Source organism: Castellaniella ginsengisoli (assembly GCF_040955415.1).
Taxonomy (GTDB): Bacteria; Pseudomonadota; Gammaproteobacteria; order Burkholderiales; family Burkholderiaceae_B; genus Castellaniella; species Castellaniella ginsengisoli.
The window spans coordinates 2185281-2208650 of sequence record NZ_CP158257.1; the positions used below are offsets into that span (position 1 = coordinate 2185281).

At 65.1% G+C, this 23370-nt stretch carries 22 protein-coding genes and 2 tRNA genes; 6 read left to right on the top strand and 18 right to left on the bottom strand.

What is annotated here, in order from left to right:
• Window positions 1–9: 9 nt before the first annotated feature.
• From rlmH to ABRZ00_RS10360, 7 genes are all read right to left on the bottom strand, one after another.
• A complete protein-coding gene (gene rlmH, locus ABRZ00_RS10330; protein WP_343838979.1) occupies window positions 10–480 on the bottom strand; it encodes a 23S rRNA (pseudouridine(1915)-N(3))-methyltransferase RlmH in 471 nt (156 codons plus the stop codon).
• Entirely contained in the window at window positions 477–872 is a 396-nt protein-coding gene (gene rsfS / locus ABRZ00_RS10335) for a ribosome silencing factor (protein ID WP_343838982.1), read from the bottom strand. Before rsfS ends, rlmH begins: the two co-directional genes overlap by 4 nt.
• Entirely contained in the window at window positions 869–1474 is a 606-nt protein-coding gene (gene nadD / locus ABRZ00_RS10340; RefSeq protein ID WP_368642072.1) for a nicotinate (nicotinamide) nucleotide adenylyltransferase, read from the bottom strand. The genes rsfS and nadD overlap by 4 nt, the downstream gene beginning before the upstream one ends.
• On the bottom strand, window positions 1465–2370 hold the full coding sequence (gene hemF, locus ABRZ00_RS10345; RefSeq protein ID WP_368642071.1) for an oxygen-dependent coproporphyrinogen oxidase: 906 nt from the start codon (window positions 2368–2370) through the stop codon (window positions 1465–1467). The genes nadD and hemF overlap by 10 nt, the downstream gene beginning before the upstream one ends.
• Window positions 2371–2389: 19 nt before the next feature.
• Window positions 2390–3691, bottom strand: a complete 1302-nt coding sequence (gene purD / locus ABRZ00_RS10350) for a phosphoribosylamine--glycine ligase (protein WP_368642070.1) — start codon at window positions 3689–3691, stop codon at window positions 2390–2392.
• A complete protein-coding gene (locus ABRZ00_RS10355) occupies window positions 3688–4419 on the bottom strand; it encodes a YebC/PmpR family DNA-binding transcriptional regulator (protein ID WP_368639307.1) in 732 nt (243 codons plus the stop codon). The genes purD and ABRZ00_RS10355 overlap by 4 nt, the downstream gene beginning before the upstream one ends.
• A gap of 65 nt (window positions 4420–4484) precedes the next feature.
• A complete protein-coding gene (locus ABRZ00_RS10360) occupies window positions 4485–5342 on the bottom strand; it encodes a DMT family transporter (RefSeq protein ID WP_368642069.1) in 858 nt (285 codons plus the stop codon).
• A gap of 54 nt (window positions 5343–5396) precedes the next feature.
• On the opposite strand from ABRZ00_RS10360, the gene ABRZ00_RS10365 reads away from it, so the two are divergent.
• Window positions 5397–6392 (top strand): quinone oxidoreductase, encoded by a 996-nt coding sequence (locus ABRZ00_RS10365; RefSeq protein ID WP_368647900.1) that lies wholly within the window; start codon window positions 5397–5399, stop codon window positions 6390–6392.
• A 15-nt stretch (window positions 6393–6407) separates the two neighbouring features.
• Here ABRZ00_RS10365 and ABRZ00_RS10370 read toward each other — a convergent pair whose 3' ends face one another.
• Both ABRZ00_RS10370 and pepN read right to left on the bottom strand, forming a co-directional pair.
• Complete coding sequence (locus tag ABRZ00_RS10370; RefSeq protein WP_343838990.1) at window positions 6408–7418, bottom strand: class 1 fructose-bisphosphatase; 1011 nt, start codon at window positions 7416–7418, stop codon at window positions 6408–6410.
• A 273-nt stretch (window positions 7419–7691) separates the two neighbouring features.
• Window positions 7692–10391, bottom strand: a complete 2700-nt coding sequence (gene pepN, locus ABRZ00_RS10375; RefSeq protein ID WP_368647690.1) for an aminopeptidase N — start codon at window positions 10389–10391, stop codon at window positions 7692–7694.
• A 244-nt stretch (window positions 10392–10635) separates the two neighbouring features.
• Between pepN and ABRZ00_RS10380 the strand changes: the two genes are divergently transcribed.
• Window positions 10636–11196, top strand: a complete 561-nt coding sequence (locus tag ABRZ00_RS10380; protein ID WP_368642067.1) for a DUF4136 domain-containing protein — start codon at window positions 10636–10638, stop codon at window positions 11194–11196.
• Window positions 11197–11202: 6 nt separating this feature from the next.
• Here ABRZ00_RS10380 and ABRZ00_RS10385 read toward each other — a convergent pair whose 3' ends face one another.
• Window positions 11203–11577: an H-NS family nucleoid-associated regulatory protein gene (locus tag ABRZ00_RS10385; protein WP_368647691.1), complete on the bottom strand. Its 375-nt coding sequence runs from the start codon at window positions 11575–11577 to the stop codon at window positions 11203–11205.
• A gap of 230 nt (window positions 11578–11807) precedes the next feature.
• Here ABRZ00_RS10385 and ABRZ00_RS10390 point away from each other — a divergent pair, with 230 nt between their 5' ends.
• Both ABRZ00_RS10390 and tldD read left to right on the top strand, forming a co-directional pair.
• Window positions 11808–12626: a carbon-nitrogen hydrolase family protein gene (locus tag ABRZ00_RS10390; RefSeq protein ID WP_368647692.1), complete on the top strand. Its 819-nt coding sequence runs from the start codon at window positions 11808–11810 to the stop codon at window positions 12624–12626.
• 48 nt (window positions 12627–12674) lie between these two features.
• The gene (gene tldD, locus ABRZ00_RS10395; RefSeq protein WP_343839000.1) at window positions 12675–14129 is read left to right on the top strand and encodes a metalloprotease TldD; all 1455 of its coding nucleotides are present in this window, start codon (window positions 12675–12677) and stop codon (window positions 14127–14129) included.
• A gap of 45 nt (window positions 14130–14174) precedes the next feature.
• On the opposite strand, the gene pncB is transcribed toward tldD, so the two are convergent.
• Together pncB and ABRZ00_RS10405 are read right to left on the bottom strand one after the other, a co-directional pair.
• The gene (pncB, locus tag ABRZ00_RS10400; protein ID WP_368642064.1) at window positions 14175–15395 is read right to left on the bottom strand and encodes a nicotinate phosphoribosyltransferase; all 1221 of its coding nucleotides are present in this window, start codon (window positions 15393–15395) and stop codon (window positions 14175–14177) included.
• A gap of 120 nt (window positions 15396–15515) precedes the next feature.
• Window positions 15516–15591, bottom strand: a tRNA-Thr gene (locus tag ABRZ00_RS10405).
• A gap of 186 nt (window positions 15592–15777) precedes the next feature.
• On the opposite strand from ABRZ00_RS10405, the gene ABRZ00_RS10410 reads away from it, so the two are divergent.
• Entirely contained in the window at window positions 15778–16146 is a 369-nt protein-coding gene (locus tag ABRZ00_RS10410) for an MAPEG family protein (protein WP_368642063.1), read from the top strand.
• Between the two features lie 51 nt (window positions 16147–16197).
• Here the strand turns inward: ABRZ00_RS10410 and ABRZ00_RS10415 are convergent, their stop codons facing one another.
• The 3 genes from ABRZ00_RS10415 to ABRZ00_RS10425 all read right to left on the bottom strand — a co-directional run bounded on the left by ABRZ00_RS10415 (window position 16198) and on the right by ABRZ00_RS10425 (window position 19193).
• Window positions 16198–17304 carry an AI-2E family transporter gene (locus ABRZ00_RS10415; RefSeq protein ID WP_368644266.1) on the bottom strand — a complete coding sequence of 369 codons (1107 nt, stop codon included), beginning with the start codon at window positions 17302–17304 and terminating at the stop codon, window positions 16198–16200.
• A gap of 24 nt (window positions 17305–17328) precedes the next feature.
• Window positions 17329–18558, bottom strand: a complete 1230-nt coding sequence (locus ABRZ00_RS10420) for a DUF3422 domain-containing protein (protein ID WP_368642061.1) — start codon at window positions 18556–18558, stop codon at window positions 17329–17331.
• A gap of 95 nt (window positions 18559–18653) precedes the next feature.
• On the bottom strand, window positions 18654–19193 hold the full coding sequence (locus ABRZ00_RS10425; protein WP_368647693.1) for a DUF488 family protein: 540 nt from the start codon (window positions 19191–19193) through the stop codon (window positions 18654–18656).
• A gap of 86 nt (window positions 19194–19279) precedes the next feature.
• On the opposite strand from ABRZ00_RS10425, the gene ABRZ00_RS10430 reads away from it, so the two are divergent.
• Window positions 19280–19663, top strand: a complete 384-nt coding sequence (locus tag ABRZ00_RS10430) for an RNA-binding S4 domain-containing protein (RefSeq protein WP_368642059.1) — start codon at window positions 19280–19282, stop codon at window positions 19661–19663.
• An 84-nt stretch (window positions 19664–19747) separates the two neighbouring features.
• On the opposite strand, the gene ABRZ00_RS10435 is transcribed toward ABRZ00_RS10430, so the two are convergent.
• The 3 genes from ABRZ00_RS10435 to ABRZ00_RS10445 form a co-directional block, all read right to left on the bottom strand.
• Window positions 19748–21337, bottom strand: a complete 1590-nt coding sequence (locus ABRZ00_RS10435) for a methyl-accepting chemotaxis protein (protein ID WP_343839014.1) — start codon at window positions 21335–21337, stop codon at window positions 19748–19750.
• A 268-nt stretch (window positions 21338–21605) separates the two neighbouring features.
• Window positions 21606–21681, bottom strand: a tRNA-Asn gene (locus ABRZ00_RS10440).
• A 70-nt stretch (window positions 21682–21751) separates the two neighbouring features.
• Window positions 21752–23365, bottom strand: a complete 1614-nt coding sequence (locus ABRZ00_RS10445) for a DHA2 family efflux MFS transporter permease subunit (protein ID WP_368642748.1) — start codon at window positions 23363–23365, stop codon at window positions 21752–21754.
• Window positions 23366–23370: the final 5 nt, after the last annotated feature.

The following is a 23370-nucleotide window of genomic DNA, read 5'->3' on the forward strand; positions in this document are numbered from 1 at the left end:
GAGTCTCCTTCAGTCGCGGTGGTAGGGGTGGCCTGCCAGGAGTGTCCAGGCCCGGTAGAGCTGTTCGGCCAGCAGGATGCGGACCATGGGATGAGGCAGGGTCAGCGAGGACAGCCTCAGCGTCTGGCGCGCGGTCTGCTTGATCGCCGGATCCAGGCCATCCGGCCCGCCGACGATGAAGGCAATGTCGCTGCCGCCGGCCCGCCAGGTTTCGAGGTGGCCGGCCAGGTCGCGGGTCGTCAGGTCGCGCCCGTGCTCATCGAGGATGACGCGCCAGGCCTGCGCGGGCAGCGCGGCTTCGATGCGCTGAGCTTCGGCATGCATCAGTTGCTGCGGGGTCTTGCCGCTGGTGCGGGGTTCCGGCCGGATCTCGTGCAGTTCGAGGGCGCAGTCGCGCGGCATGCGCTTGGCGAAATCCTGCCAGGCCGTCTGGACCCAGGACGGCATACGGGTGCCGACAGCGTAGACCCGCAGTTTCATTCGTCTTCGTCGAAACCGCCCGACGCGCCGGCCTGCGCGGGACCGGTGGACAGCAGCCGGACGCGCACCGGTTTGGCGCCCCAGATTTCTTCCAGATTGTAATAGGCGCGGATGGCCGGCTGCATGCAGTGCACCACAATGTCGCCCAGATCGATCAGCAGCCATTCTCCGGTATCCTCGCCCTCGTAGGCGACGATTTCCAGGCCCTGCTTTTTGGCCTGTTCGGCCACGTGGCCGGCGATGGCCCGGGTCTGGCGGTTGGAGGTGCCGCTGGCGATGATGACGCGGTCGAACAGGCTGGTCAGGCCCGTGGTGTTGAAGACCTTGATGTCCTGGGCTTTGGCGTCTTCCAGGGCATCGATGACGAGGCGTTGCTGTTTTTGCAGATTCATAGGCTTGCGGAGTCCTGATAGAGCCGGTGGGCGTGGATATAGTCCAGCACGCGCGGATCCAGCGCGGCGTCGACGGGCCGTCCGGCGGCCAGGGCCTGCCGGATCGCCGTGGCGGAGATCGGTTGCGGAACGAAGGGGATCCGGACCAGCCCCCCGGGAGACAGGGCTTGGGCCAGCGGGGAGGGCGGGGCGGCGGGAATGCCGGGGCGCTCGGCGACCGCCAGCCGGACGTGGCTCAGCAGGTCGCGCCAGCGATGCCAGGTGCAGAAATTGGCCAGTTGGTCGGAGCCGAGGATCCAGGTGTAACGGGCCGTGGAGGGCAGGGCGGCGAGCGTATCGATGGTATAGGTGTCGCCGCCGCGATGCAATTCGATCGGATTGACGCGCAGGCCCGGGTCGCCGGCGCAGGCCAGTTCCAACATGCGCAGACGGTGTGCCGGAGCGGCGCCGAGGCGGCCGCGCTGCCAGGGGCGTGCGGCGGGCAGCAGTTCGACGTGGGCCAGCCCCAGCGCATCCCGGGCGGCTTGCGCCAGGGCGATATGGGCCCGGTGGACCGGATCGAAGCTGCCGCCCAGCAGGCCGACCTCGGGCATCACAGCCATGTGCGCGGCCGCAGATAGTCGGCCAGCGCCGCTTCGGGCGATCCGGGGGAGGGCGTCCAGTCGTAGCGCCATTGGGCCACGGGCGGCATGGACAGCAGGATGGATTCGGTGCGTCCGCCCGATTGCAGGCCGAACAGCGTGCCTCGATCGTAGACCAGGTTGAATTCCACGTAGCGCCCGCGCCGGTAGGCCTGGAAGGCGCGTTCGCGTTCGCCGTAGGGCGTGTCGCGCCGGGCCTGGACAATGGGGACGTAGGCCGGGATGAAGCAGTCTCCCACCGCGCGGGTCAGGGCGAAGCAGGTGTCGAAATCCGGCGCGTTCAGATCGTCGAAGAACAGGCCGCCGACGCCGCGTGTCTCGCCCCGGTGGCGCAACAGGAAGTAGTCGTCGCACCAGGCTTTGTAGCGAGGGTATTTGTCGTCTCCGAAGGGAGCGACCGCATCGTGGCAGACTTGATGGAAATGGCGCGCATCGGCTTCCACCGGGTAGTAGGGGGTGAGGTCCAGGCCGCCGCCGAACCAGAAAACGTCGGTTTCGCCGCTTTTCGGGGCGTGGGCGACGAACAGGCGCACGTTCATGTGCGTGGTCGGCACGTGCGGGTTGCGCGGATGCAGCACCATCGACACGCCCATGGCCTCCCAGCCGCGTCCGGCCAGTTCGGGCCGGTGGGCGCTGGCCGAGGGCGGCAACGCGTCGCCGCGCACGTGGCTGAACAGTACGCCGGCCCGTTCGAATACCGTGCCGTTTTCGCAGTAGCGGGCCAGACCGCCGCCGCCCTCCGGGCGCGTCCAGGGGTCGCGACCGAAGGCGGCGCCCTCGAGATCCTCCAGGGCACGCACGATATGGTCCTGGAGGGCGGTGAAGGTGTCGTGGACCAGGGAGACGGGAACCTGCATGACCAAGGCCTGTTTGCGGCTAGGCATCGTGCCGATTGCCGGCCGCCAGCGCGCGCCAGCCGATGTCGCGGCGGAACTGGCGGCCGTCGAACTGGGTCTGGTTGACGGCGTCGTAGGCGGCCTGTTGAGCGCGGCGGATGGAGTCGGCCAGGGCCGTGACGCACAGCACGCGTCCGCCGCTGGTGCGCAGCGCGCCGCAGTCCGCCGTGGTGCCGGCGTGGAATGTGACGCAATCCGCGGTATCCGGGGCCAGCGCCGTGATCGGGTCGCCCTTGCGCGGCGCATCCGGGTAGCCGGCGGCAGCCAGCACCACGCCGACGGCGGTGCGCCGGTCCCAGTCGATCTCGGCCTGGTCCAGCGTGCCGTCCAGGGCATGCTCCAGGGTTTCGGAGAAATCGCTCTTGACGCGCAGCATGATGGGCTGCGTTTCGGGATCGCCCAGCCGGCAGTTGAATTCCAGGACCTTCAGGCTGCGGGTGGCATCGGGCCCGGGGCCGATCATCAGGCCCGCGTACAGAAAACCGGTGTAGGGAATGCCGTCGCGCGCCATGCCCTGGATGGCGGGCTGGATGATTTCGCGCATGATGCGGTTGTGCAGGGCCGGGGTGACGATGGGCGCGGGCGAGTAGGCGCCCATGCCGCCGGTGTTGGGGCCGGTGTCGCCGTCGAGCAGGCGTTTGTGATCCTGGCTGGTGGCCAGCGGCAAGATGTGCTGACCGTCGCACATGACGATGAAGCTGGCTTCTTCGCCCTCGAGGAACTCCTCGATCACCACGCGGGCGCCGGCCGCGCCGAAAGCGCCATTTTCGCCCAGCATGTGATCGATGGCGCCCAGCGCTTCGTCCAGGTTTTGCGCCACGACCACGCCTTTGCCGGCGGCCAGGCCATCGGCCTTGACGACGATGGGCGCCCCCTGGGCGCGGATGTAGGCGCGGGCCGCATCGGCATCGGTGAAGGTGCCGTAGGCGGCGGTCGGGATGCGATGGCGCACCATGAAGGCCTTGGCGTAGTCCTTCGAGCTTTCGAGCTGGGCGGCGGCCTGCGTGGGGCCGAAGATGCGCAGCCCGGCGGCGCGGAAGGCGTCCACGATCCCGGCGGCCAGCGGCGCCTCGGGGCCGACGACGGTAAAGGCGATCTTTTCGCCGCGGGCGAATTCGATCAGGTCGCCGGCATCCTGCAGTGGCAGATTTTCCAGAGCCGGTGTCCGGGCCGTGCCGCCGTTGCCCGGCGCCACATAGACCTTGTGCACCCGGGGCGATTGCGCCAGGCGCCAGGCCAGGGCATGTTCGCGCCCGCCGGCGCCGATCACGAGCAGCTTCATTCGGCCTCGTCCAGGACGGCAGTGGTGTAGACCTCTTGAACGTCGTCCAGATCTTCCAGGAGGTCGATGATTTTCTGCATGCGCTCGGCGTCCTCGCCGGCGAGTTCGACTTTGGACAGGGCCTTCATGACCACGCCGTGGATTTCAGCCTGCAGCCCGGCCGCGTCGAACGCTTGCTTCAGGGCGGTGTAGTCGCCGGGTTCGCAGGTGACCTCGATCACCTCTTCTTCGTCGGACTGGACGTCGTCGGCGCCGTTTTCCAGGGCGACTTCCATGACGTGCTCTTCAGAGGTGCCGGGGGCAAAGATGAACTGGCCGCAATGCTTGAACATGAAGGCCACGCAACCGTCCTGTCCCAGGTTGCCGCCATGCTTGCTGAGCGTGTGGCGAACTTCGGACACCGTGCGCTGGCGGTTGTCGGTCATGCAATCGATGATCAGGGCCGCGCCGCCGATGCCGTAGCCTTCGTAGCGGATTTCCTCGTAGTTGGCGCTGTCGTCGGTGCCGGCCCCGCGCTGGATGGCCCGCAGGATGTTGTCCTTGGGCATATTGGCGGCTGTGGCTTTGTCCCAGGCGAGGCGCAGTGCGGGATTGGCATCGGGGTCGGGGCCGCCGGCGCGGGCGGCCACGGTGATTTCACGGATGATCTTCGTCCAGAGCTTGCCGCGCTTGGCGTCTTGGCGCCCTTTGCGGTGCTGGATGTTTGCCCATTTGCTGTGTCCGGCCATGATTGGTGTGTCGAGTCCGATGAGATGCGTTCAATGAACCCTAGATTTTAGCGCCTTGGGCAGAATCAGTCTGCAGACGCCTGGCGCAGGCCGGACCAGGTGATCGCCCCGACGATGAGGGCGCCGCCCGCCAGCGCGCGCGCCGTGGGGTACTGTGCGAACAGGAGGGCTGCGAACAGAATGGCGTAGACCGGCTCCAGGGCGATCACGATGCCGGCGGTGCGGGCCTTCAGCCTGGTCAGGCTGGCAACCAGCAGCGCGTGGGACAGTGCCGTGCAGAACACGCCCAGCATGAACAGCCAAACCCAGTCGAGCGTCCGCAGCGACATGAATTCCGTCAGGCACCAGGGCAAGGTCAGCAGGGCGACAATGCCGTTTTCCCAGCAGGCCAGCTCGCGGGCCGGGATCAGGCTGACGGCTTGGCGGTTGGCCAGAGTGAACAGGGCGAAGGACAGGCCCGAGAGTACCGCCCAGCCCAGACCGACGGTGGCCTGGTCGCTGAAGTCGAAGGACGGCGTGACCAGCGCCAGGCCCGCCGTCACCAGCGCGACCACGGCCCATTCGGAAGCCCGCGTGCGTTCGTGGAACAGGAATCCCTCGAACAGGGTGATGAAGGCGGGGAAACTGGCAAAGCCCAGTGTGGCGATGGCGATGCCGCCGACCTTCACGGCGACGAAGAAAGTCGTCCAATGAACGGTCAGCAGGACCCCGGCCGCCAGCAGTACCGGCACGGAGCGGCGACCGGGCCGCACGGGACGGTGCCCGGCGCGGCTCATGAACAGCAGCAAGGTTGCGGCGGCGAACAGGGCTCGGCCCGCCGTGATCAGCACTGCGCCGGCCTGGATCAGTTCGCCGAAGATGCCGGTCAGCCCGAACAGGACGGCAGTAACGTGGATGGCTGTCGTGGCCTGGCGGGAATTCATGCTAGTCTGATCCGGATTGAAACGATCGGAGGCCCGGCGGGGCCGGAGGTGAACATCATGGGAAAAGTTGAAAAGGCCCGGGTGGTCCGTATCCATGAGCATGGCGGACCCGAGCGCATGCGCCTGGAGGAAATCGAGGTCCCGCCTCCCGCGCCCAATGAGGTCCGCATCCGCCAGAAGGCGGTCGGCCTGAATTTCATCGATATCTATTGTCGCACGGGGCTGTATGCGCATCCGTTGCCGCACGGCCTGGGCTTCGAGGCCTCGGGGGTGGTCGAGGCGGCGGGCGCCGAAGTGCGGCATGTGCGCGCGGGCGATCGCGTGGCCTACGGGCAAAGTCCGATTGGCGCCTATGCCGACCTGCGCAATGTGCCGGCCGACCGGGTCGTGCGGATTCCCGACGGCGTCGGTTTCGATCAGGCCGCCGCACTGATGCTCAAGGGGCTGACGGTGCAGTACTTGTTTCGCCAGACGTACCGCCTGCAGGGCAATGAAACCATCCTGTTCCATGCCGCCGCCGGCGGCGTCGGCCTGATCGCCTGTCAGTGGGCGAGGTCGCTGGGCGTGCGCCTGATCGGCACCGCCTCCACGCCCGAAAAGGCCGCCCTGGCGCGCCGCCACGGCGCCTGGGAGGTCATCGATTCCTCACGGGAAGACATCGTCGCCCGGGTCAAAGAACTGACCGGAGGCCGCAAGGTTCCGGTGGTTTACGATGGCGTGGGCAAGAGCACCTGGGAAATCTCGTTGGATTGCCTGCAGCCGCGCGGCCTGATGGTCAGCTTCGGCAACGCGTCTGGCCCCGTCGAGGGGGTAAACCTGGGGATATTGGCGGCCAAGGGTTCGCTGTTCGTCACCCGGCCGACGCTCGCAACCCATGTGGCCACCGCCCAGGCCATGCAGGCGGCCGCTGACGAGCTGTTCGATCTGGTGGCGGCCGGCAAGCTGAACATCGTCATCGGCCAGCGCTTTTCCCTGGCCGATGCCGCGCAGGCGCACGAGGCGCTGAATGCGCGCGGCACGACCGGCGCGACCATCCTGACCCTGGATTGAAAAGACGGCCGGATATCAGGCTTCCTGGTGGTAGCGCTGCAGACGTTCGACTTCCTCGCGCGAACCCAGGATCACGCCGATGCGCTGGTGCAAGGCGTCGGGCTGGATGTCCAGGATGCGGCCGCCGCCGTCGATGGCGCGGCCTCCGGCCTGTTCGACCAGGAAACTCATGGGGTTGGCTTCGTACATCAGGCGCAGCTTGCCCTTGCGGCCAGAGGCGCGCGCGTCGCGCGGATACATGAATACCCCGCCGCGTGTCAGGATGCGGTGCACGTCGGCGACCATCGATGCGATCCAGCGCATGTTGTAGTTCTTGCCCAGGGGGCCGGTCTCGCCCTGCAGGCATTCGTCGATGTAGCGGCGCACCGGCGCTTCCCAGTGCCGCATGTTGGACATGTTGATGGCGAATTCCGCAGTCTGCTCGGGCAGGCGGATGTTTTCGTGAGTCAACAGCCAGGAACCCATTTCGCGGTCCAGCGTGAAGCCCATGACGCCCGCGCCCACTGTCAGCACCAGCATGGTCTGGGGGCCGTAGATGGCGTAGCCGGCGGCGACCTGCCGGGTGCCGGGCTGCAGGAAGTCCGCTTCGGCGATCTCCCGGCCCGCGGCCTCGGGGGGCGCTTGCAGCACGGAAAAGATCGTCCCGATCGACACGTTGACGTCGATGTTCGAAGAGCCGTCCAGGGGATCGAACAGCAGCAGGTTCTGGCCCTTGGGATAGTGGTTGGGGATGCGGTGGATGGTCTGCATTTCCTCGGAGGCCATGGCCGCCAGGTTGCCGCCCCATTCATTGGCCTCGAGCAGAATCTCGTTGGACAGGACGTCGAGTTTTTTCTGCACCTCGCCCTGGACGTTTTCCGTGCCCAGGCTGCCGAGCACGCCGCCCAGCGCTCCCTTGCTCACGGCGTGGCTGATCGCCTTGCAGGCGCGCGACACGGTCTCGATCAGCAGGCGGACTTCGGCCGACACAGCCTTGTGCTCACGCTGCTGTTCGACCAGGTATTGGGTCAAGGTCTTGTATTTCAAGGTCATTCCTTGGAAAAAATGGAATCGGTCAAATACTTCGCGGATACCTCGCGGCCTGCATGCCGCTCGGATTCGCCCGGCATTGTGCAGTCCATTTGGACTGCCCCATGTCCGTGTGCATCCACCTCGCGGCCTGCATGCCGCTCGGATTCGCCCGGCATTGTGCAGTCCATTTGGACTGCCCCATGTCCGTGTGCATCCACCTCGCGGCCTGCATGCCGCTCGGATTCGCCCGGCATTGTGCAGTCCACTTGGACTGCCCTATGTCCGGGCTCATCCCAGTGCCTTGGAGACGATCTCTCGGACGTTGCGTGAAAGGCTGGGTGCGGCCAGCACGCGTTGCAGGGCGGCCTGCATGCCGGCACGGGCGGTGGGCTCGTGGCGGGCCCAGTTGTCGAAGGCGCGCGCCAGCCGCGCCGCGATTTCCGGGTTCAGCGCATCGAGCGCCAGCACTTGCTCGGCCCAGAAGTCGTAGCCTTCCGGCGTGTGCAGATTGCCCGGGTTGTCCAGGCAGAAGCGGAAGACGACGGCACGAGCGCGGTTGGGGTTGCGCAGCGAGAAGTCCGGCAGCGCCATCAGGGCGCGCACGCCCGCCACCGTGCATCCCGGTGCGCTGGCTTGCGCGCCGAACCAGCGGTCCAGCACCAGGGGATCGCCGTGCCAGCGGGCATGGAAGTCGGCCAGCGGGCCGGCGGCATCCTGGGGGGCGTGCTGCAGCAGAGCGGTGAGCGCGCCCAGGCTTTCGGTCATGTTGAGGGCCTGGCGGAATTGCGCCAAAGCCCGATCGACCGCACCCGGCGCTTTGCCGGCCAGAAGATTGTCCAGTGCCAGATTGCGCAGTGCGCGGCGGCCGGAAGAAACCGGGTCCGGTGAGTAGGGGCCGCCCTCGTCGACCAGGCTGTCGTAAATGGCGCGCCAGTCCTGGGCGAGCCGCGCCCCCAGCGCCTGCCGGGTACGGGTCCAGGCCGATACGGCCGCCTGGGGATCCATGGGCTCGCTGCGGTCGATGACTTCGCGTACGGCGGGCAGGGCCAGCAGCCGCGTCCGGTAGGCGGGCGACAAGGCCTGGTCGTCCAGGGCGGCTCGCCAGATCGCGAGCAGCGTATCCAGCGCCGGCGGCTGCGCGCCATCGCGTTCGGCCCGCATGCAATCCTGCAGATGGCGATGGGCGGTTTCCTGGACCGCATCCCAGCGGGCGAAGGGGTCCGGGTCGTGGCGCGCCAGGAGCGCCAGGTCGTTGGCCGTGCGGTCGGTTTCCAGGATGACGGGGGCGGAAAAACCGCGCAGCAAAGACAGGATGGGAGCGCGCGGGATATCCGTCAGAGTCCAGGTCTGGCTGGCTTGGCGCAGTTCCAGAATGAGGGTGTCGCGCGTGCCGTTTTCCTGGCGGATGGGCATGGGCTGTCCGTCCGCATCGATCAGGCCGATCGCCACAGGAATGTGCAGGGGCGGTTTTTCGACGGGTGGAGTCCGGCGGGCCTCCAGGCCCGCCGGGGCGCACTGCTGCTGGAGCGTGATGTGGCACGTGCGGGCTGCGGGATCGTAGTGCGAACTGACCCGTACGCGCGGCGTGCCGGCCTGGGCGTACCAGCGCCGGAAGACGGAAAAATCCTGCCCCGGCTTCTGCTGCGCGTAGACGGATTCCATGGCGTCGACGAAGGCGTCGCAGGTCACCGCCTGGCCGTCGTGGCGGCGGAAGTACTCGTCCATGCCGGCGCGAAAGCCGGCTTCTCCCAGCAGCGTGTGCTGCATGCGGATGACTTCGGCCCCCTTTTCGTAGATCGTGGCGGTGTAGAAATTGCCGATTTCCTGGTAACTGTCGGGCCGGATGGGATGGGCCATGGGGCCGGCATCCTCGGGAAATTGGGCCAGCCGCAAGGTATGCACGTCGTCGATGCGTTTGACGGCCCGGGCGCTGGCGGCTTCGGCGGGCGGCAGGCCCTCGGCCAGCATGTCGGCGGAAAATTCCTGGTCGCGAAAGACCGTCAGGCCTTCCTTCAGGGACAACTGGAACCAATCGCGGCAGGTCACGCGGTTGCCTGTCCAGTTGTGGAAGTATTCATGGCCGATCACGGCTTCGATGCCGCGATAGGCGGCATCCGTGGCGGTATCGGGGTCGGCCAGAACATAGGCGGCGTTGAAGATGTTCAGGCCCTTGTTTTCCATCGCGCCCATGTTGAAGTCGCGTGCGGCCACCACCATGAAACGGTCCAGGTCCAGTTCCAGGCCGAAGCGCCGTTCGTCCCAGTGCAGGGCACGCGCCAGGCAATCCAGCGCCCAGCGGGTCTGTTCGCGGTACCCCTTGTCGCTGTAGACCTGCAACAGCACTTCGCGGCCGCTGCGGGTGGTCTCGGTGCGCTCGATGCAGTCGAAATCGCCGGCGACCAGGGCGAACAGATAGCTGGGCTTGGGATGAGGATCACGCCACAGGGCCTGATGGCGGCCGTCGGGCAGGGCGGCCTGCTCGATCAGGTTGCCGTTGGACAGCAGCAGCGGGTAGGCGGCCGGGTCGGCGCGCAGCAGCACTTCGAAGCGGGCCATCACATCGGGCCGGTCCGGAAACCAGGTGATGCGGCGAAAGCCCTGGGCCTCGCACTGGGTGAAGAGTTTGTCGCCCGACACGTACAAGCCCATCAGCGTGGTGTTCTCCGCCGGGCGGCACAGGCTGACGATGCCGATGGTGAACGGCTTGCCATGGCCCGGCGGAATCAGGCTGAGCGTGTCGTCGGCGAGCTGGTATTCACCGGCATCCAGCGGCCGGCCGTCGAGACGGACTTCGACCAGTTCCAGGTCTTCGCCCTGCAGCACCAGCGGCGTGCCCGGGGCCGAACCGGGGGCGAGTTCAAAACGCAGCTCGGAGCGCACCCGGGTGGATTCCGCCGCCAGATCGAATTCCAGCCGGACCTGCGGCAACCGGTAGGGATAGGGAGCGTAGTCCTGACGATAGATCGTGGGGGCGGTATCCGTGCGCATGGGTCTGTATCCGAAAAGCGTGTCGTCTGTCTCCATTGTAGTCGGCCCGCAGCCGCGTCCGCCCGTGGCGGGGCTGTATCGGAGTGCAACGGCCGGCTGTTCGCGGCCTGCGGCTGCGCCTATGATTGAAGGATGAGCCCGGGCAAGGGTTCTTCAGATCAGGACGGAGCGCGGCATGAAGGGCGGCGGTATGGCGATGGGGCGGAGATGGGCCCGGCGGGTTGCCGGATTATGTCTGGGATTGATGCTGGGAGGATGCGCCTCGGTATTTTCCGCGCAGGTCACACGCTATCAGCAATGGCCCGATCATACCCAGGGTGCGACCTACCGGATCGAAGCCAGCGAGGCACAGCGCAATAATCTGCAATTCCAGACCTATGCCGATACGGTGCGTGCCGCGTTGGGGCCGACCGGGCTGGTCGAGGCTTCGTCTGCGGAACAGGCCCGTTTTGCGGTGCATATGGAATACGGCAGTTCCCGCGAGCGCGAATGGCGCCAGGAATTCGTCGATCCTTATCTGTATCCTGGTTTTTACGGCCCGTATGCCGGCTTTCATCGTCCTCACTGGGCCTGGGGGATGGGGCCCGCAGTTCAAACCGTTGCGGTGGACGTGTATCGCCTGACGCTGTCCGTGCGGATTGACGACCGGACGCAGCAGGGGCGCGAGGTCTATCGCGCCACGGCGGTGGCGTCCAGCGCCGAGGATCGGTTGGGCGCAGCCATGCCGTATCTGGCGCGCGCCCTGTTCGACCGATTCCCTGGCCGGAACGGCCAGGTGGTCGAGGTGCGGTATCCTGTGGAGTGAACCCGCTCAGGCGGATTCGGCGGCAATCAGGAACGTTTCGCGCGGGGTGCCGGCGGCTTCCGCCTCGGTGATCCAGCGCGGGGCTTTGCCGCGGCCCGTCCAGGTGGCGTGGGTTTCGGGGTGCCGGTATTTAGGCGCAATCACACGTTTGGTGGCGGTGCCCGTCTTGCGCGGCGCGGCGCCGGATGCACGGCCGGCCGGCTTGCGGTTGAAGGCGGCGGCGATTTCTTCAGGGCTGATATCGTATTGGCGCATTGAACGCACGATCTCGGCGATCTTGGGTTTGCGTTCTTTGGCTTGCAGCGTCTGGATTTTTTTCTGGAGCTTGGCCATTTCTTTTTCAAGGCGGGTTTTTTCAGTGTTATAGCTGGTACGAGACATTCAGGGCTCCGTTCGGGTTCAGTCGTCGGGTTTAGTCGATATGATGGCTGGATTCAAACGTCTTAATATTCGAACACCGGCGGGCCATTTTAAACTCATTCCATGAAATATGCGCAATATTGGCTATTTCCATATGTGACGATGGCGCGCATTCAACAGAAGGTTTCGAAAGCCGGCCGGGTGAAAATGCCGCGGCTTGATTCAGAGACTTTGGGTAATCAGGAGCATGCATGAGCGGAGAGAGCCGGACGATGCGGGTGGCGGCGGTGCAGATGGTATCCGGGATGGAGGTCGCGGATAATCTCGAGCAGGCGGCGCGGGGTATTGAAAAAGCCACCTGCGGCGGTGCCGGGTTGGTGGCGCTGCCTGAATATTTTTGTTTCATGGGGCGGCATGACAAAGATAAAGTGCCCCTGGCTGAAACACCGGGCGATGGTCCGATCCAATCGTTTCTTTCGGATCAGGCAAAGCGTCACGGCATCTGGCTGGTAGGCGGTACGCTGCCTTTGCGCTGTCCGGACGCGCAGCGCGTTTATAACGCCTGTCTGGTTTACGATCCCCAGGGCCATGTCCGCGCCCGGTACGACAAGATTCATTTATTCAGTTTCCAGCGCGGCCAGGAATCCTATGATGAATCCCGGGCCATCCGGCCCGGAGACGAGCCGCCCCAGGTTTTCGAGATGCCTTTTGGGCGTACGGCCTTGGGGATCTGCTACGACTTGCGGTTTCCCGAGTTCTTCCGGGCTCAAGGCGATGTGCGCCTGATGGTGCTGCCGGCCGCTTTTACCTGGACCACGGGTTCGGTACACTGGGAAGTCCTGTTGCGTGCGCGGGCCATCGAGAACCAGTGTTATGTGCTGGCCAGCGCTCAGGGCGGCCTGCATGAAAACGGCCGGCGCACCTGGGGGCACTCGATGCTGATCGATCCCTGGGGCGATATCCTGGATTGCCTGCCCGAAGGCCCCGGCGTCGCCGCCGGGATGCTGGATGCAAGCCGTCTGGCAGCGGTTCGGGAGTCCTTGCCTGCGCTGCGCCATCGGGTCCTGTAAGAAGAGGCATGCGGCCGCGCGCGACGATTGATTGATGAATGGTGTCAGATGAAACTTGTTGAACCGGGCCTGGATGCCCTGAATACCGCCCGGACGTTGTTGCTGGAGCCGTGGGGGCTGGATGAGTCCCATCTGGCGCGCGCGCTGTCCGATATCCACAGTCATCGTGTCGATTATTCCGATCTGTATTTCCAATATAGCTGCTCCGAAGGCTGGAGCCTCGAAGAGGGGATCGTCAAGACCGGCAGCTTTTCCATCGACCAGGGGGTGGGCGTGCGGGCCGTCAGCGGCGAAAAGACCGCTTTCGCCTATTCCGACAGCTTGTCGCCCGACGCCTTGATGTCCTCGGCCCGGGCGGTGCGCACGATTGCGCGCCAGGGCGCCGGCCGGCGCCGCGTCGACGGCGGGATCGAAACACCGCATCGCCTGTACGCGGCCGTCAATCCGGTGGATTCGCTGTCGGCCCCCGACAAGGTCGCCCTGCTCGAACGCATCGAGCGCATGGCGCGCGCCGCCGATCCGGAAATCATTCAGGTCATGGCCGGGCTGGCCGCCGAATACGACGTCATCCTGGTCGCCGGCAGCGACGGCCGGCTGGTGGCCGACGTGCGCCCCCTGGTGCGCCTGTCCCTGACGGTTATTGCCGAACGCAAGGGCCGGCGGGAAATGGGCCACGGCGGCGGGGGCGGACGTACTGGCCTGGCGTATTTCACCGACGAGGTGCTGCGCGGCTATGTCGAGCGTGCGGTGCATGAGGCCCGGGTCAATCTCGAAGCGCGCCCCGCGCCGGCTGGCCAGATGACGGTGGTGCTGGGCTCGGGCTGGCCCGGCATCCTGCTGCACGAGGCGGTCGGCCATGGTCTGGAAGGCGACTTCAACCGCAAGGGGTCCAGCGTGTTTTCGGGCCGCATCGGCGAGCGCGTCGCTTCGCGCGGCGTCACGGTGGTGGACGACGGCACGCTGGCGGATCGGCGCGGTTCCTTGAATGTGGACGATGAAGGCCATCCCACTCAGCGCAACGTCCTGATCGAGGACGGCATCCTGCGAGGCTACATGCAGGATTCCATGAATGCCCGCCTGATGAAGCAGGCGCCCACCGGCAACGGCCGGCGCGAGTCCTACGCGCACCTGCCCATGCCGCGCATGACCAATACCTACATGCTGGCCGGCCGCGACGACCCCAAGGACATCATCGCCTCGGTGGATCGCGGGCTGTACGCCGTCAATTTCGGCGGCGGCCAGGTAGACATCACCAGCGGCAAGTTCGTGTTTTCGGCATCCGAAGCCTATCTGATCGAAAACGGCCGCGTCACTCATCCCGTCAAGGGAGCGACGCTGATCGGCAGCGGTCCCGAGGCCATGGGCCGCATCGGCATGATCGGCAACGACCTGGCCCTGGATTCGGGTGTGGGCACCTGCGGCAAGGAAGGCCAGAGCGTGCCTGTCGGCGTCGGCATGCCGACCCTGCGCATCGACGGCCTGACCGTCGGCGGTACGGCGTAGTTCGTTCCGGGCCGGCCCTGGGCAACGGCCCGGCCGGCAGCCGTTTCAGCGCCCGGGCTGCGTTTCGACGCGCCCGAACACCTGGCGCAGATAAGCCAGGAAAGTCTCGTCGGTGCAATGAACCTTGCCCGGGCTGTCGGGCAGTTTGGCCGTCGACATGCCGTTGCACCGGAACAGCTTCATGACGATGTTCAGCGGCTTGAGCCCCAGGTCGTTGGTCAGGTTGGTGCCGATGCCGAAGGCCGGCTGCACCCGGTCGGCAAAGTGCCGGTACAGGGCCAGCGCACGCGGCAGGTCCAACCCGTCCGAAAAGACGAAACGCTTGCCCGCCGGGTCGATGCGCAGCGACTGGTAGTGGGCGATGGCCCGTTCGCCCCAGGCGACCGGATCGCCGGAATCATGGCGCAGCCCATCGAACAGCTTGGCGAAATACAGATCGAAATCCGCCAGGAAGGCGTCCATGCCCACCACATCGGTCAAGGCGATGCCCAGGTCGCCCCGATATTCCTGGACCCAGTCCTCCAGCGCCGCGCGCTGGAAATCGCGCAACCGGACCTTGCCGAAAGCCTGATAGGACTGCAGGTATTCGTGGGCCATGGTCCCCACGGGCACCAATCCCAGGGCGCGCGCCAGAGCGACGTTCGACGTGCCGGTGATCGTCTGCGGCGCAGCCTGGTGAAGGGTCTCCACGACCTCTGCCTGCCAGGCGCGGGAAAATCGCCGGCGCGAGCCGAAATCCGAAATCTGCAGAGGAAAACGCCGGGCCGGCTCGCGGCTGAAATCCCGCAGCAGGGCGATCTTGCCCTGCAACCGGCGGCGGCCTTCGGTCAGCACGTCCGGGCTTTGCTGACAGCGGAAATACAGTTCGTTGACGATGGCCAGCACGAAGACTTCGAAGGCCATGACGTGGACTTGCGGGCCATGCGCGATGATCTCCAGCGCGTCGCCTTGGGTCGAAACCCGGATGAAGCGGCGCTGAAAGTGGAACAGCGAGAGGAAATCGACGAAGTCGGCCTTGATGTAGCGCAGTCCGCGCAGATACTCGAGTTCTTCCGGCTGGAAGCGCAGCGTGCAGAGATGGTCGAGCTGCCGTTCGATCTCTGGCGCCAGCGCGGCAAGCGGGCGCTCCGGGCGTTCGCGGCAGATGAAGCGGTATTCGGCCTGCGCGGCCGGATGACGGTGCAGCATGGCCTGCCACATCGTGAATTTGTACAGATCGGTATCCAGCAGGGATTCGATCACGGGGACGAAAGTTTCGGTCGGCATGCCTGGGCGGCCCGCAGGTGGACGATGACGTCCATGTTAGCGGATTGCGAGGGGACGGCCGGTGCGCGGCGATCAAAAACAAAAAGGCCTGTCGAGTCGGGACAGGCCTTTTCTTGAATCTGGTGCCGGCTAGAGGAGTCGAACCCCCGACCTTCTCATTACGAATGAGCTGCTCTACCAACTGAGCTAAGCCGGCGACGACGGATGCGCAGGCATTCCGCCGATCTGGCGATCAGACAAATTCTTGCCCACCACCAAAGCCAGCCATTGTACATGAAATTTTTTATGAATTGGAAGGCTGCGCTTCCGGCGAAAGGGCGCCCCGCGAGGTCCGGGCGCCGTCATAATATGAGAATTGAGTCTCTGTTCGAGCGAGGTCGGGATGAGTTGGGTCCAGGGGTTGATGGTGGCGGCGGCCGTGCTGCCGTATGGGGCCGCGCTGGCGGCCAAGGCCGGCGGCCGGCGGTTCGACAACAACGATCCGCGTCCTTGGCTGGCTGCCCAGCAAGGCTGGCGGGCGCGGGCCAATGCCGCACAGGCCAATCTGTTCGAGGGCCTGCCCTTTTTCTACGCGGCGGTGTTGTATGCCTTGTACGCCGGAGCGCAGCAGCACGGGCTGGCGGGATTGATGGGCGCCTGGGTGGCCTTGCGGGTGGTGTATGTCCTGGCGTATGTGCTGGGGCGCGGGACGGTGAGATCGATCGTGTGGGCCGCCGCGCTGGCGGTCAATTTGGCCATCCTGTGGGCTTGATGCCGCGGGCGGCCGGCCCGCGCATCGGCGGCCTGCGTTGGCGAAACGGATTCAGGCGCCCGAATCCGGTTTGTTCATGGATCGCCGTGCTTCCTGTTGCAGCCCGAGCTGGTGCTGGGCGACCGCATCGGGGAACAGGTCCCAGCAGGCCATGCACAGCGCGGCGAACAGCGGCCCGATGACAAAACCGTTCAGGCCGAACACCGACAAGCCGCCCAGAGTGGAAATCAGCACCACATAGTCGGGCAGCTTGGTGTCCTTGCCCACCAGGATGGGACGCAGCAGATTGTCGAGCAGCCCGATGACCAGCACGCCGAACAGAATCAGGACGACGCCTTGCCACAGGGCGCCGGTCACCAGGAAGTAGACGGCGACCGGCACCCAGATCAGCGAGGCGCCCACCGCCGGCAGCAGGGACAGGAAGGCCATGATCACCCCCCAGAACAGCGATCCCTGAATGCCCAGAAAGGCGAACATCAGCCCTCCCAGCAGCCCCTGGGCGGCGGCGATGACGATGTTGCCCTTGACCGTGGCGCGCACCACGGTGGCGAATTTCTGGAACAGGCCGTGACGGTGCGAGTCTTCCAGCGGGATCAGGCGTTTGAGCTTGGGCACGATGGCGGGGCCGTCGCGCAGCAGAAAGAACAGCAGATACAGCATGATGCCCAGGCCGACCACGAACTGGAAGGTATTCTGGCCGACGCTGACCGCCTGCTTGGCCATGAACTGGCTGGCCTGCAGCGCGCCGGCCGAGAGCTTTTCGCGGATGCTGAGCAGGTCGCCCAGCCCGAAGGAATCAAGCCAGCCGTGTACCGAAGGCGGCAGGGCGCCGACGATCTGCTCGTAGTAGCCGCCCAGGTTCATCTGGCCGGAATTGATGCGGGAATACAGCCCGGCGACCTCGTTGGCGAGGGCCGCGGTAATGAACAGCATCGGCAGGATCACGATCAGAGTGATGCACAGCAGTGTCAGGAAGGCAGCAAGATTGGGGCTTCGCCCGCCCAGCAGGCGCAGCAGGCGCCGGTGCAGCGGATTGAAGATCACCGCCAGCACGCCTCCCCAGAAGATCGCCGCGTAGAAGGGCAGCAGAATGCTGATGAAAGCGATCGAGACGGCGGTCAGCAGCAGGAGAAAGCTGCGGAAGTGCAGAGTGGGCATGGTCGGACAGTGTGGTGGAGGGCGTCAATGACGCCGGGCGTTGCGGATGCGGTAGGCGATCGCGCCGATGATCAGCGCCGCGATCGGCGTGCCGGCCAGCAGGGCCGTGCGGGGCGACAGCTCGAATCCCAGTGTGAGCACGCCTTGATACACCAGCTTGAACAGGCTGAATAGATAATAGCTGATGGCGATGATGGACAGGCCTTCCACCGCCTTCTGGATTTTGATCTGCGTGTCGGCGCGGGTACTCAGGTTCTGCAGGATCTGGCTGTTCTGCTCCTCCATCTCGACCTGGACGCGGGCCTGCAACAGATTGCTCAGATGGGATACGGCGCTGCCGATGCGGCCCAGACGCTGGTCGGTCGAGGCGCAGTAGCGCACCGTCGGGCGGAAACGCTGGGCGATGAAGGTGCCCAGTTGCTGGCAATCGCCGGTGCGGCTTTCGTGCAATTCGGCGATGCGCTCGAAGACCAGTTGGGCGTAGGCCTCGGTGGCGCTGAAACGCAATCGCGTGCGGGCGCCAGTCTGGGTGATCAGGGCCGACAGGCGGGTGATGCGCTCCAGCAGCGCTTTGATGTCCTGGGGTTCCGCGCGGGTGTTGGCGTCGGACAAGGCGACCAGTTCTTGTTCGTACTGCCGCAGCTCTGTGCTCAAGGCGCGGGCGACGGGCAGAGTCAGCGACGCCATCAGGCGGTAGGTTTCCACTTCGAGCAGGCGGCGCACCATGCGGCCCAGGCGCCGGCCGTCGAACTGGCGGTTGAGCACCAGCATGCGGTTCAGCCCGTTGCCGTTCAGGCGAAGATCGCTCCAGACGGTGGCTTTGCCGTCATCCAGGCTGGAGCCGACGGGGTCCTTGAACCCGTAGTCGTCGATCGACCCGCGCCAACTGGCTTCCGATTCGATGCAGACTTGATCGGCATTGATCAGCAGGGCGCTGTGGGTTTCGGCAATCTCGGCCAGTACGGGCGGCAAGGCGGCCCAGGGTGTGGCTTGGGAGCCGGGCATCACCAGGGTCAGCGTCAGGAATTCGGTGTGCCGTTCCCATTTCAGCCGCGCGCCGCCCACGGGAAACTCGCCCTGGGGCAGAGAGGGGTCGGCCAGTGCGACATGGCGGTCGCACAGCGAGCGGACGATGGTTTCCGCCGCCTCGTGTTCGTCCAGGAAAGCCAGGTGGAACACCTGGGCGGGCGCCTCGAAGTACATCGAGGGGCGGGCGTGCAATTCGTTATGCAGGGCGTGGCGGTGCGGATGCATGCGGCGGATTGGCGAGGGAAGCGGGTCGTGGAAAAGGAAACCAGTGTATCGGAAGTCCATGCCGGGCAGGATGGAAAGCGGAAAACGCCCCGGATTCAGACCCCGGGTTCTGGGTAGACGACCGAGCCATCGCCGCGGACCTGCGCGCCCGGTGTGAGGCTGGCCGGTGTCAGCCGTCCGGCGCCCATGATGTGGAGCACGGGGATGTTTCGGGCGATCAGGTGGTCGGAGACGATGCGCCGGTGGCAGCGCCACCAGACCGCTTCGGCGCACATCATGGCGGTGGGCTGCGCCTGGCCCCGTTCGATCAGCGCCTCCAGCGCCTGGCGGAAAGTTTCGCCCAGGGCGTAGTCGGCGTAGTGATGGAAACTGTCGTTTTCCCAGTAGCCGTTGGCGGCGGCCGGCACGGTTTTCGATTGACCTCGCCGACCGCCCAGGTCGGCCATATGGACGTACGCGATGCCGTGCGCCGCCAGGACTTCGGGCAGGGTATCCCGGTTGAATTGCGGGTTGGACCGGGAGCGGGGCACGGTGCGGATGTCGGCCAGGCACGTGATGCCGGTTCGGGCTAGCAAAGCGATGAACTCGTCCAGGCGGTGGTTCGAATGGCCGATGGTATAGAGGGGTTTTGCCATGGGATCGACGATAATCCCTGCTGCGGGCGATGGACAAGCCGGGGCGGCGCGCGTCCCGGCCGCCTGACGGACGAAAGGGAAGTGCGATGGACAAGATGAGACTGGACAAGTGGCTGTGGGTCGCCCGTTTCTTCAAGACCCGCAGTCTGGCGACTCAGGAGATCCATGCCGGGCGGGTGCTGGCCGGCGGCCAGCCGGCCAAGCCGGCCCGCGAGATTGCCGTGGATGATCGGATCGAAGTGCGCCGTCCAGGCCAGCCGCCGCTGCAGGTCCGGGTGCGTGCGCTCAGCCTGGTGCGCGGGCCTGCGGCCAAGGCCGCTCTGTTGTACGAGGAAACCCCCGAGAGTGTGGCGGCGCGCGAACAGGCGGCCGAAATGCGCCGCCTGGCGCCCGAACCCGCTCGTGATTTCGAGGAAGGGCGCCCCACCAAGCGCGACCGGCGGCAGATGGACCGGTGGCGGGGGCGGTGAGGCTCCTGGCGAGTTAAAGTCCCGTGCCGCCAGGAAATGGGTGGCTCATTGGCCGCGAAATTCCAGCCACTTCCCCTTTCTTTGTCACTCCAGGGCTTCCCCGGTTCGTCTCGGGCTGTTGTCTATTCGAAATACGCCGACGGTTTCGATGGCTCGCTGAGCGACGGCTTGAATCTCATGAACGGTGGCTGCCATGGCGTTGGAAAAGCGAGCGTTCTCCTGGGTGTTCTTATCGATTTCGTGCACTGCTGCGCTGATCTGTGAAATGCCGGTGAGCTGTTCGGACATGGCCTCTTCAATCGTTTGCATCTCACGGTGAACATCTCGGATTCTGCACACTGTTTCCTGCATGATTTCGAGCGTCGATTCGGTCTTTTCATGACCGTCCTTGATCCGGAGTCGAGTATCCGCGATCAGCGCTGTAATTTCGGCGGCGGCGCGGGCGGTCCGCTGGGCGAGCGCCCGGACTTCCGACGCGACGACTGCGAACCCTTTGCCTGCCGTTCCCGCCCTGGCGGCCTCGATCGCAGCATTCAACGACAGGATATTTGTTTGGAATGCAATGCCGTCGATCGTTTTGGTGATGTCGCCGATGCGATCCGAGGCCTGGTGAATGGATTCCATTGTGTTTCTCAGTTCATCAAGCGACCGCGCGCCCTTGTCGGTTGTTGTCACTGCCTTGGCGGATGTGTTCGATGCATCCGCGGCCGCCTCGGTGGTTGTGCGTGCAACGGTGGTGATCTGTTCCAGGGCAGTTGCGGTTTGCGCAAGATTCTCCGCCTGGCTCTCCGTGCGGTGAGCCAGTTCGGCGATGCCGGCGGACATTCTGTTGACCATCGTGACGGTCTGAGCGTTCTGGTCCCGGGCATCTCGAACGACCGATTTCAGATTGACGCTGACCTGCCCCAGCGCCCTTTGTAGTTGTCCATGCAGATCGCTGCGTGTGCTTGCGACTGTTTGGGTCAGGTCGCAGGCGGCGATCTGGTTCGTGGCCTCGATCAGCGTCTTCACGGGCGAGACCATCCGCGACCGCATCATGAGGGCGATGATTCCCAACACCGTCGTCGACACCAGAATGCCCGCCCAGGATGGCACCGAGCCGGTCCCTGCGAACCACATCGCAAGTCCTGTCGTCAGGCCCTGCACACACATCAATAGGGCCAAGGACGCGGACAGATCGAGGCGGGACGCAGATTTTTTGAGCCGCCCCCACAAAGACCTCGTGATGACTTGGCCCTGACGGAATGTGGTGACGGGGCGGCCGCTCTCCCGTTCCTGCCGCATGCGTTCAAACAAGGCTTGCGCGATGTCGATCTGCTCGCGCGAGGCCTCTGTTCGCACCGACATATAGCTTACCGGGATGCCGTTATCGAGCAAGGGCGTGACATTGGCGGTGACCCAATAATGAGAACCATCCTTGCGCCGGTTTTTCAGAGTGGCGGACCACATTTTCCCCTGCCGGATGGTGTCCCATAGGTCGCGAAAGGCCTCCTCCGGCACATCGGGATGGCGGATGATGTTATGGGGTTGGCCCAGCAGTTCTTCGGGTTCGAAGCCGCTGACTTTGATGAATCCCTCGTTGCAATAGAGGATTCGCCCTTTCTTGTCCGTGACCGAAACCAGGGTGGCGCCGCTGGGGAAAGGGTGCTCTTGGTTCGTGATGGGAAGGTTCAAGCGCATTGGACCGCCTCTATCTTTAAGTTAAGCGTAAGGAAGCCATGCTAATGAAACTTAACGGTAGTGAAATTCTTCTATTGGGGCGCTAATTGACCTTTATTCCTGCATGAGAGGTTAAATTGAAACAATAATGTAACGGTGTTCGCAGTCCACGGACTCTTGTTCATGGCTTTGGCGGCGGGATTCCTGCGAGACAGGCGATCGCTGCTCGAACGACCGGGCAAATGAAAAGGCCTTAGGTTTGCACCTAAGGCCTTGAATTTCTTGGCTCCCCGACCAGGGCTCGAACCTGGGACCTGCGGATTAACAGTCCGTCGCTCTACCGACTGAGCTATCGGGGAACTGCGAAGAAGCGAAACTATAGCATAATTTTTTGCGGATGCGCAAAACGTTGAGGCCTGCGCGCCATGTTCAATGCGCTCCCGCTGCGGCCCCCGATCCGCCATGGGCTGCGGATTTCGGCCGGGCCAGCCAGATCAGGCCGATCAGGACCAGGAAGATCAGCGCCGAAGCATAGAAGATGTCGGTGGCCGACATGGTATAGGCCTGTTGGTTGATCACGCCGTCCAGCATGCCTGCGCCGCGTTGCGGATCCACCCCTAGGCTCTGGAGGCCGCCCATGAGGTGATCGAAGGCCGGCTCGCCGGGGTGCGCGACTTCCGTCAGGCGGCTGTGGTGCAGCGAGGCGCGGTTGTCCCAGATCGTGGTGGTGATCGAGGTGCCGAAGGCGCCGCAGACCAGGCGGAAGAAGTTCGACAAACCGGCGGCGGCGGGGATCCGCTCCGGATTCAGGCCGGACAGGGAAAGCGTCGTCAGCGGAATGAAGAAGGTCGCCATGGCCGCCCCCTGGATGAACGTGGGCAGCATCACCGTGTACAAATCCACGCTGGTGTTGAACTGCGCGCGCATGTAGCTGATCAGAGCGAAGATCAGGAAAGCGAGGGTGGCGATCGGGCGGGGGTCATGGCGTGCCAGCAGCTTGCCCACCACCGGCGACAGAATGATGGCCAGGATGCCCACCGGGGCCGAGGCCACGCCCGCCCAGGTGGCCGTGTACCCCATGGTGTTCTGCAGCCACAGGGGCAGCAGCACGACTGTACCGAAGAATACGCCGTAGGCGACCGACAGGGCGAGGGTTCCGGCGGTGAAGTTGCGCTGCGCAAACAGGGTCAGGTCCACGACCGGATGCGCGGCGGTGAGCTCCCAGATCACGAAATAGACGAACGTCACGACCGAGACCACGGCCAGCACGCAGATCATCGGGCTGGCGAACCATTCCAGTTCTTTGCCTTTGTCCAGTATCAGTTGCAGGGCGCCGACCCAGACGATCAGCAGGAACAGGCCCATGCGATCGATGGGCAAGCGGATGCGGCGCGATTCCCGCGTCTTGTAGACCTGCCATGAGGCCCAGCCGGCGAGCAGGCCGACCGGCACATTAATATAGAAAATCCAGGACCAGGCGTAGTTGTCCGAGATCCAGCCGCCCAGCAGCGGCCCGGCGATGGGACCGACCAGAATGGTCATGGACCAGAGCGCCAGGGCCATGCCGGCTTTGGCCCTCGGGTAGCTGGCCAGCATCAGGGATTGCGACAGCGGGATCATCGGGCCCGCCACGGCGCCCTGGACGACACGGAAGAACACCAGCGATTCCAACGACCAGGCGAAGCCGCACAGCCAGGAGCTGAGGACGAACAGCAACACCGACATGACGAACAGGCGCACTTGGCCGAAGCGCTGCGTCAGCCAGCCGGTGAGCGGCACGGTGATGGCATTGGCCACGGCGAACGACGTGATGACCCAGGTGCCTTGGGTCGCGCTCACGCCCAGATCGCCGGCGATGGTCGGGATGGAGACGTTGGCGATGGAGGAATCCAGCACGTTCATGAACACGGCGGCCGAGAGGGCGATCGTGCCGAAAACTCGGGCGCTGCCTTCCAGAGGGGGATAGCCCCCGGAGGGCGGCTGGGCCGGTGCCGTGGGCGCTTCAGGCGCCTTGCCGGTATCGTCTTCCGGGGAAGCGGTCATGGTGC

Coding starts and splice junctions, on each gene's coding strand:
- ABRZ00_RS10415 (WP_368644266.1), bottom strand. CDS start 17,304: ATGCCCACTCTGCACTTCCGCAGCTTTCTCCTGCTGCTGACCGCCGTC.
- rlmH (WP_343838979.1), bottom strand. CDS start 480: ATGAAACTGCGGGTCTACGCTGTCGGCACCCGTATGCCGTCCTGGGTC.
- ABRZ00_RS10355 (WP_368639307.1), bottom strand. CDS start 4,419: ATGGCCGGACACAGCAAATGGGCAAACATCCAGCACCGCAAAGGGCGC.
- purD (WP_368642070.1), bottom strand. CDS start 3,691: ATGAAGCTGCTCGTGATCGGCGCCGGCGGGCGCGAACATGCCCTGGCC.
- ABRZ00_RS10430 (WP_368642059.1), top strand. CDS start 19,280: ATGGACAAGATGAGACTGGACAAGTGGCTGTGGGTCGCCCGTTTCTTC.
- ABRZ00_RS10380 (WP_368642067.1), top strand. CDS start 10,636: ATGCTGGGAGGATGCGCCTCGGTATTTTCCGCGCAGGTCACACGCTAT.
- nadD (WP_368642072.1), bottom strand. CDS start 1,474: ATGGCTGTGATGCCCGAGGTCGGCCTGCTGGGCGGCAGCTTCGATCCG.
- rsfS (WP_343838982.1), bottom strand. CDS start 872: ATGAATCTGCAAAAACAGCAACGCCTCGTCATCGATGCCCTGGAAGAC.
- ABRZ00_RS10445 (WP_368642748.1), bottom strand. CDS start 23,365: ATGACCGCTTCCCCGGAAGACGATACCGGCAAGGCGCCTGAAGCGCCC.
- ABRZ00_RS10420 (WP_368642061.1), bottom strand. CDS start 18,558: ATGCATCCGCACCGCCACGCCCTGCATAACGAATTGCACGCCCGCCCC.
- tldD (WP_343839000.1), top strand. CDS start 12,675: ATGAAACTTGTTGAACCGGGCCTGGATGCCCTGAATACCGCCCGGACG.
- ABRZ00_RS10390 (WP_368647692.1), top strand. CDS start 11,808: ATGAGCGGAGAGAGCCGGACGATGCGGGTGGCGGCGGTGCAGATGGTA.
- ABRZ00_RS10425 (WP_368647693.1), bottom strand. CDS start 19,193: ATGGCAAAACCCCTCTATACCATCGGCCATTCGAACCACCGCCTGGAC.
- ABRZ00_RS10360 (WP_368642069.1), bottom strand. CDS start 5,342: ATGAATTCCCGCCAGGCCACGACAGCCATCCACGTTACTGCCGTCCTG.
- pncB (WP_368642064.1), bottom strand. CDS start 15,395: ATGCCGACCGAAACTTTCGTCCCCGTGATCGAATCCCTGCTGGATACC.
- ABRZ00_RS10410 (WP_368642063.1), top strand. CDS start 15,778: ATGAGTTGGGTCCAGGGGTTGATGGTGGCGGCGGCCGTGCTGCCGTAT.
- hemF (WP_368642071.1), bottom strand. CDS start 2,370: ATGCAGGTTCCCGTCTCCCTGGTCCACGACACCTTCACCGCCCTCCAG.
- ABRZ00_RS10385 (WP_368647691.1), bottom strand. CDS start 11,577: ATGTCTCGTACCAGCTATAACACTGAAAAAACCCGCCTTGAAAAAGAA.
- pepN (WP_368647690.1), bottom strand. CDS start 10,391: ATGCGCACGGATACCGCCCCCACGATCTATCGTCAGGACTACGCTCCC.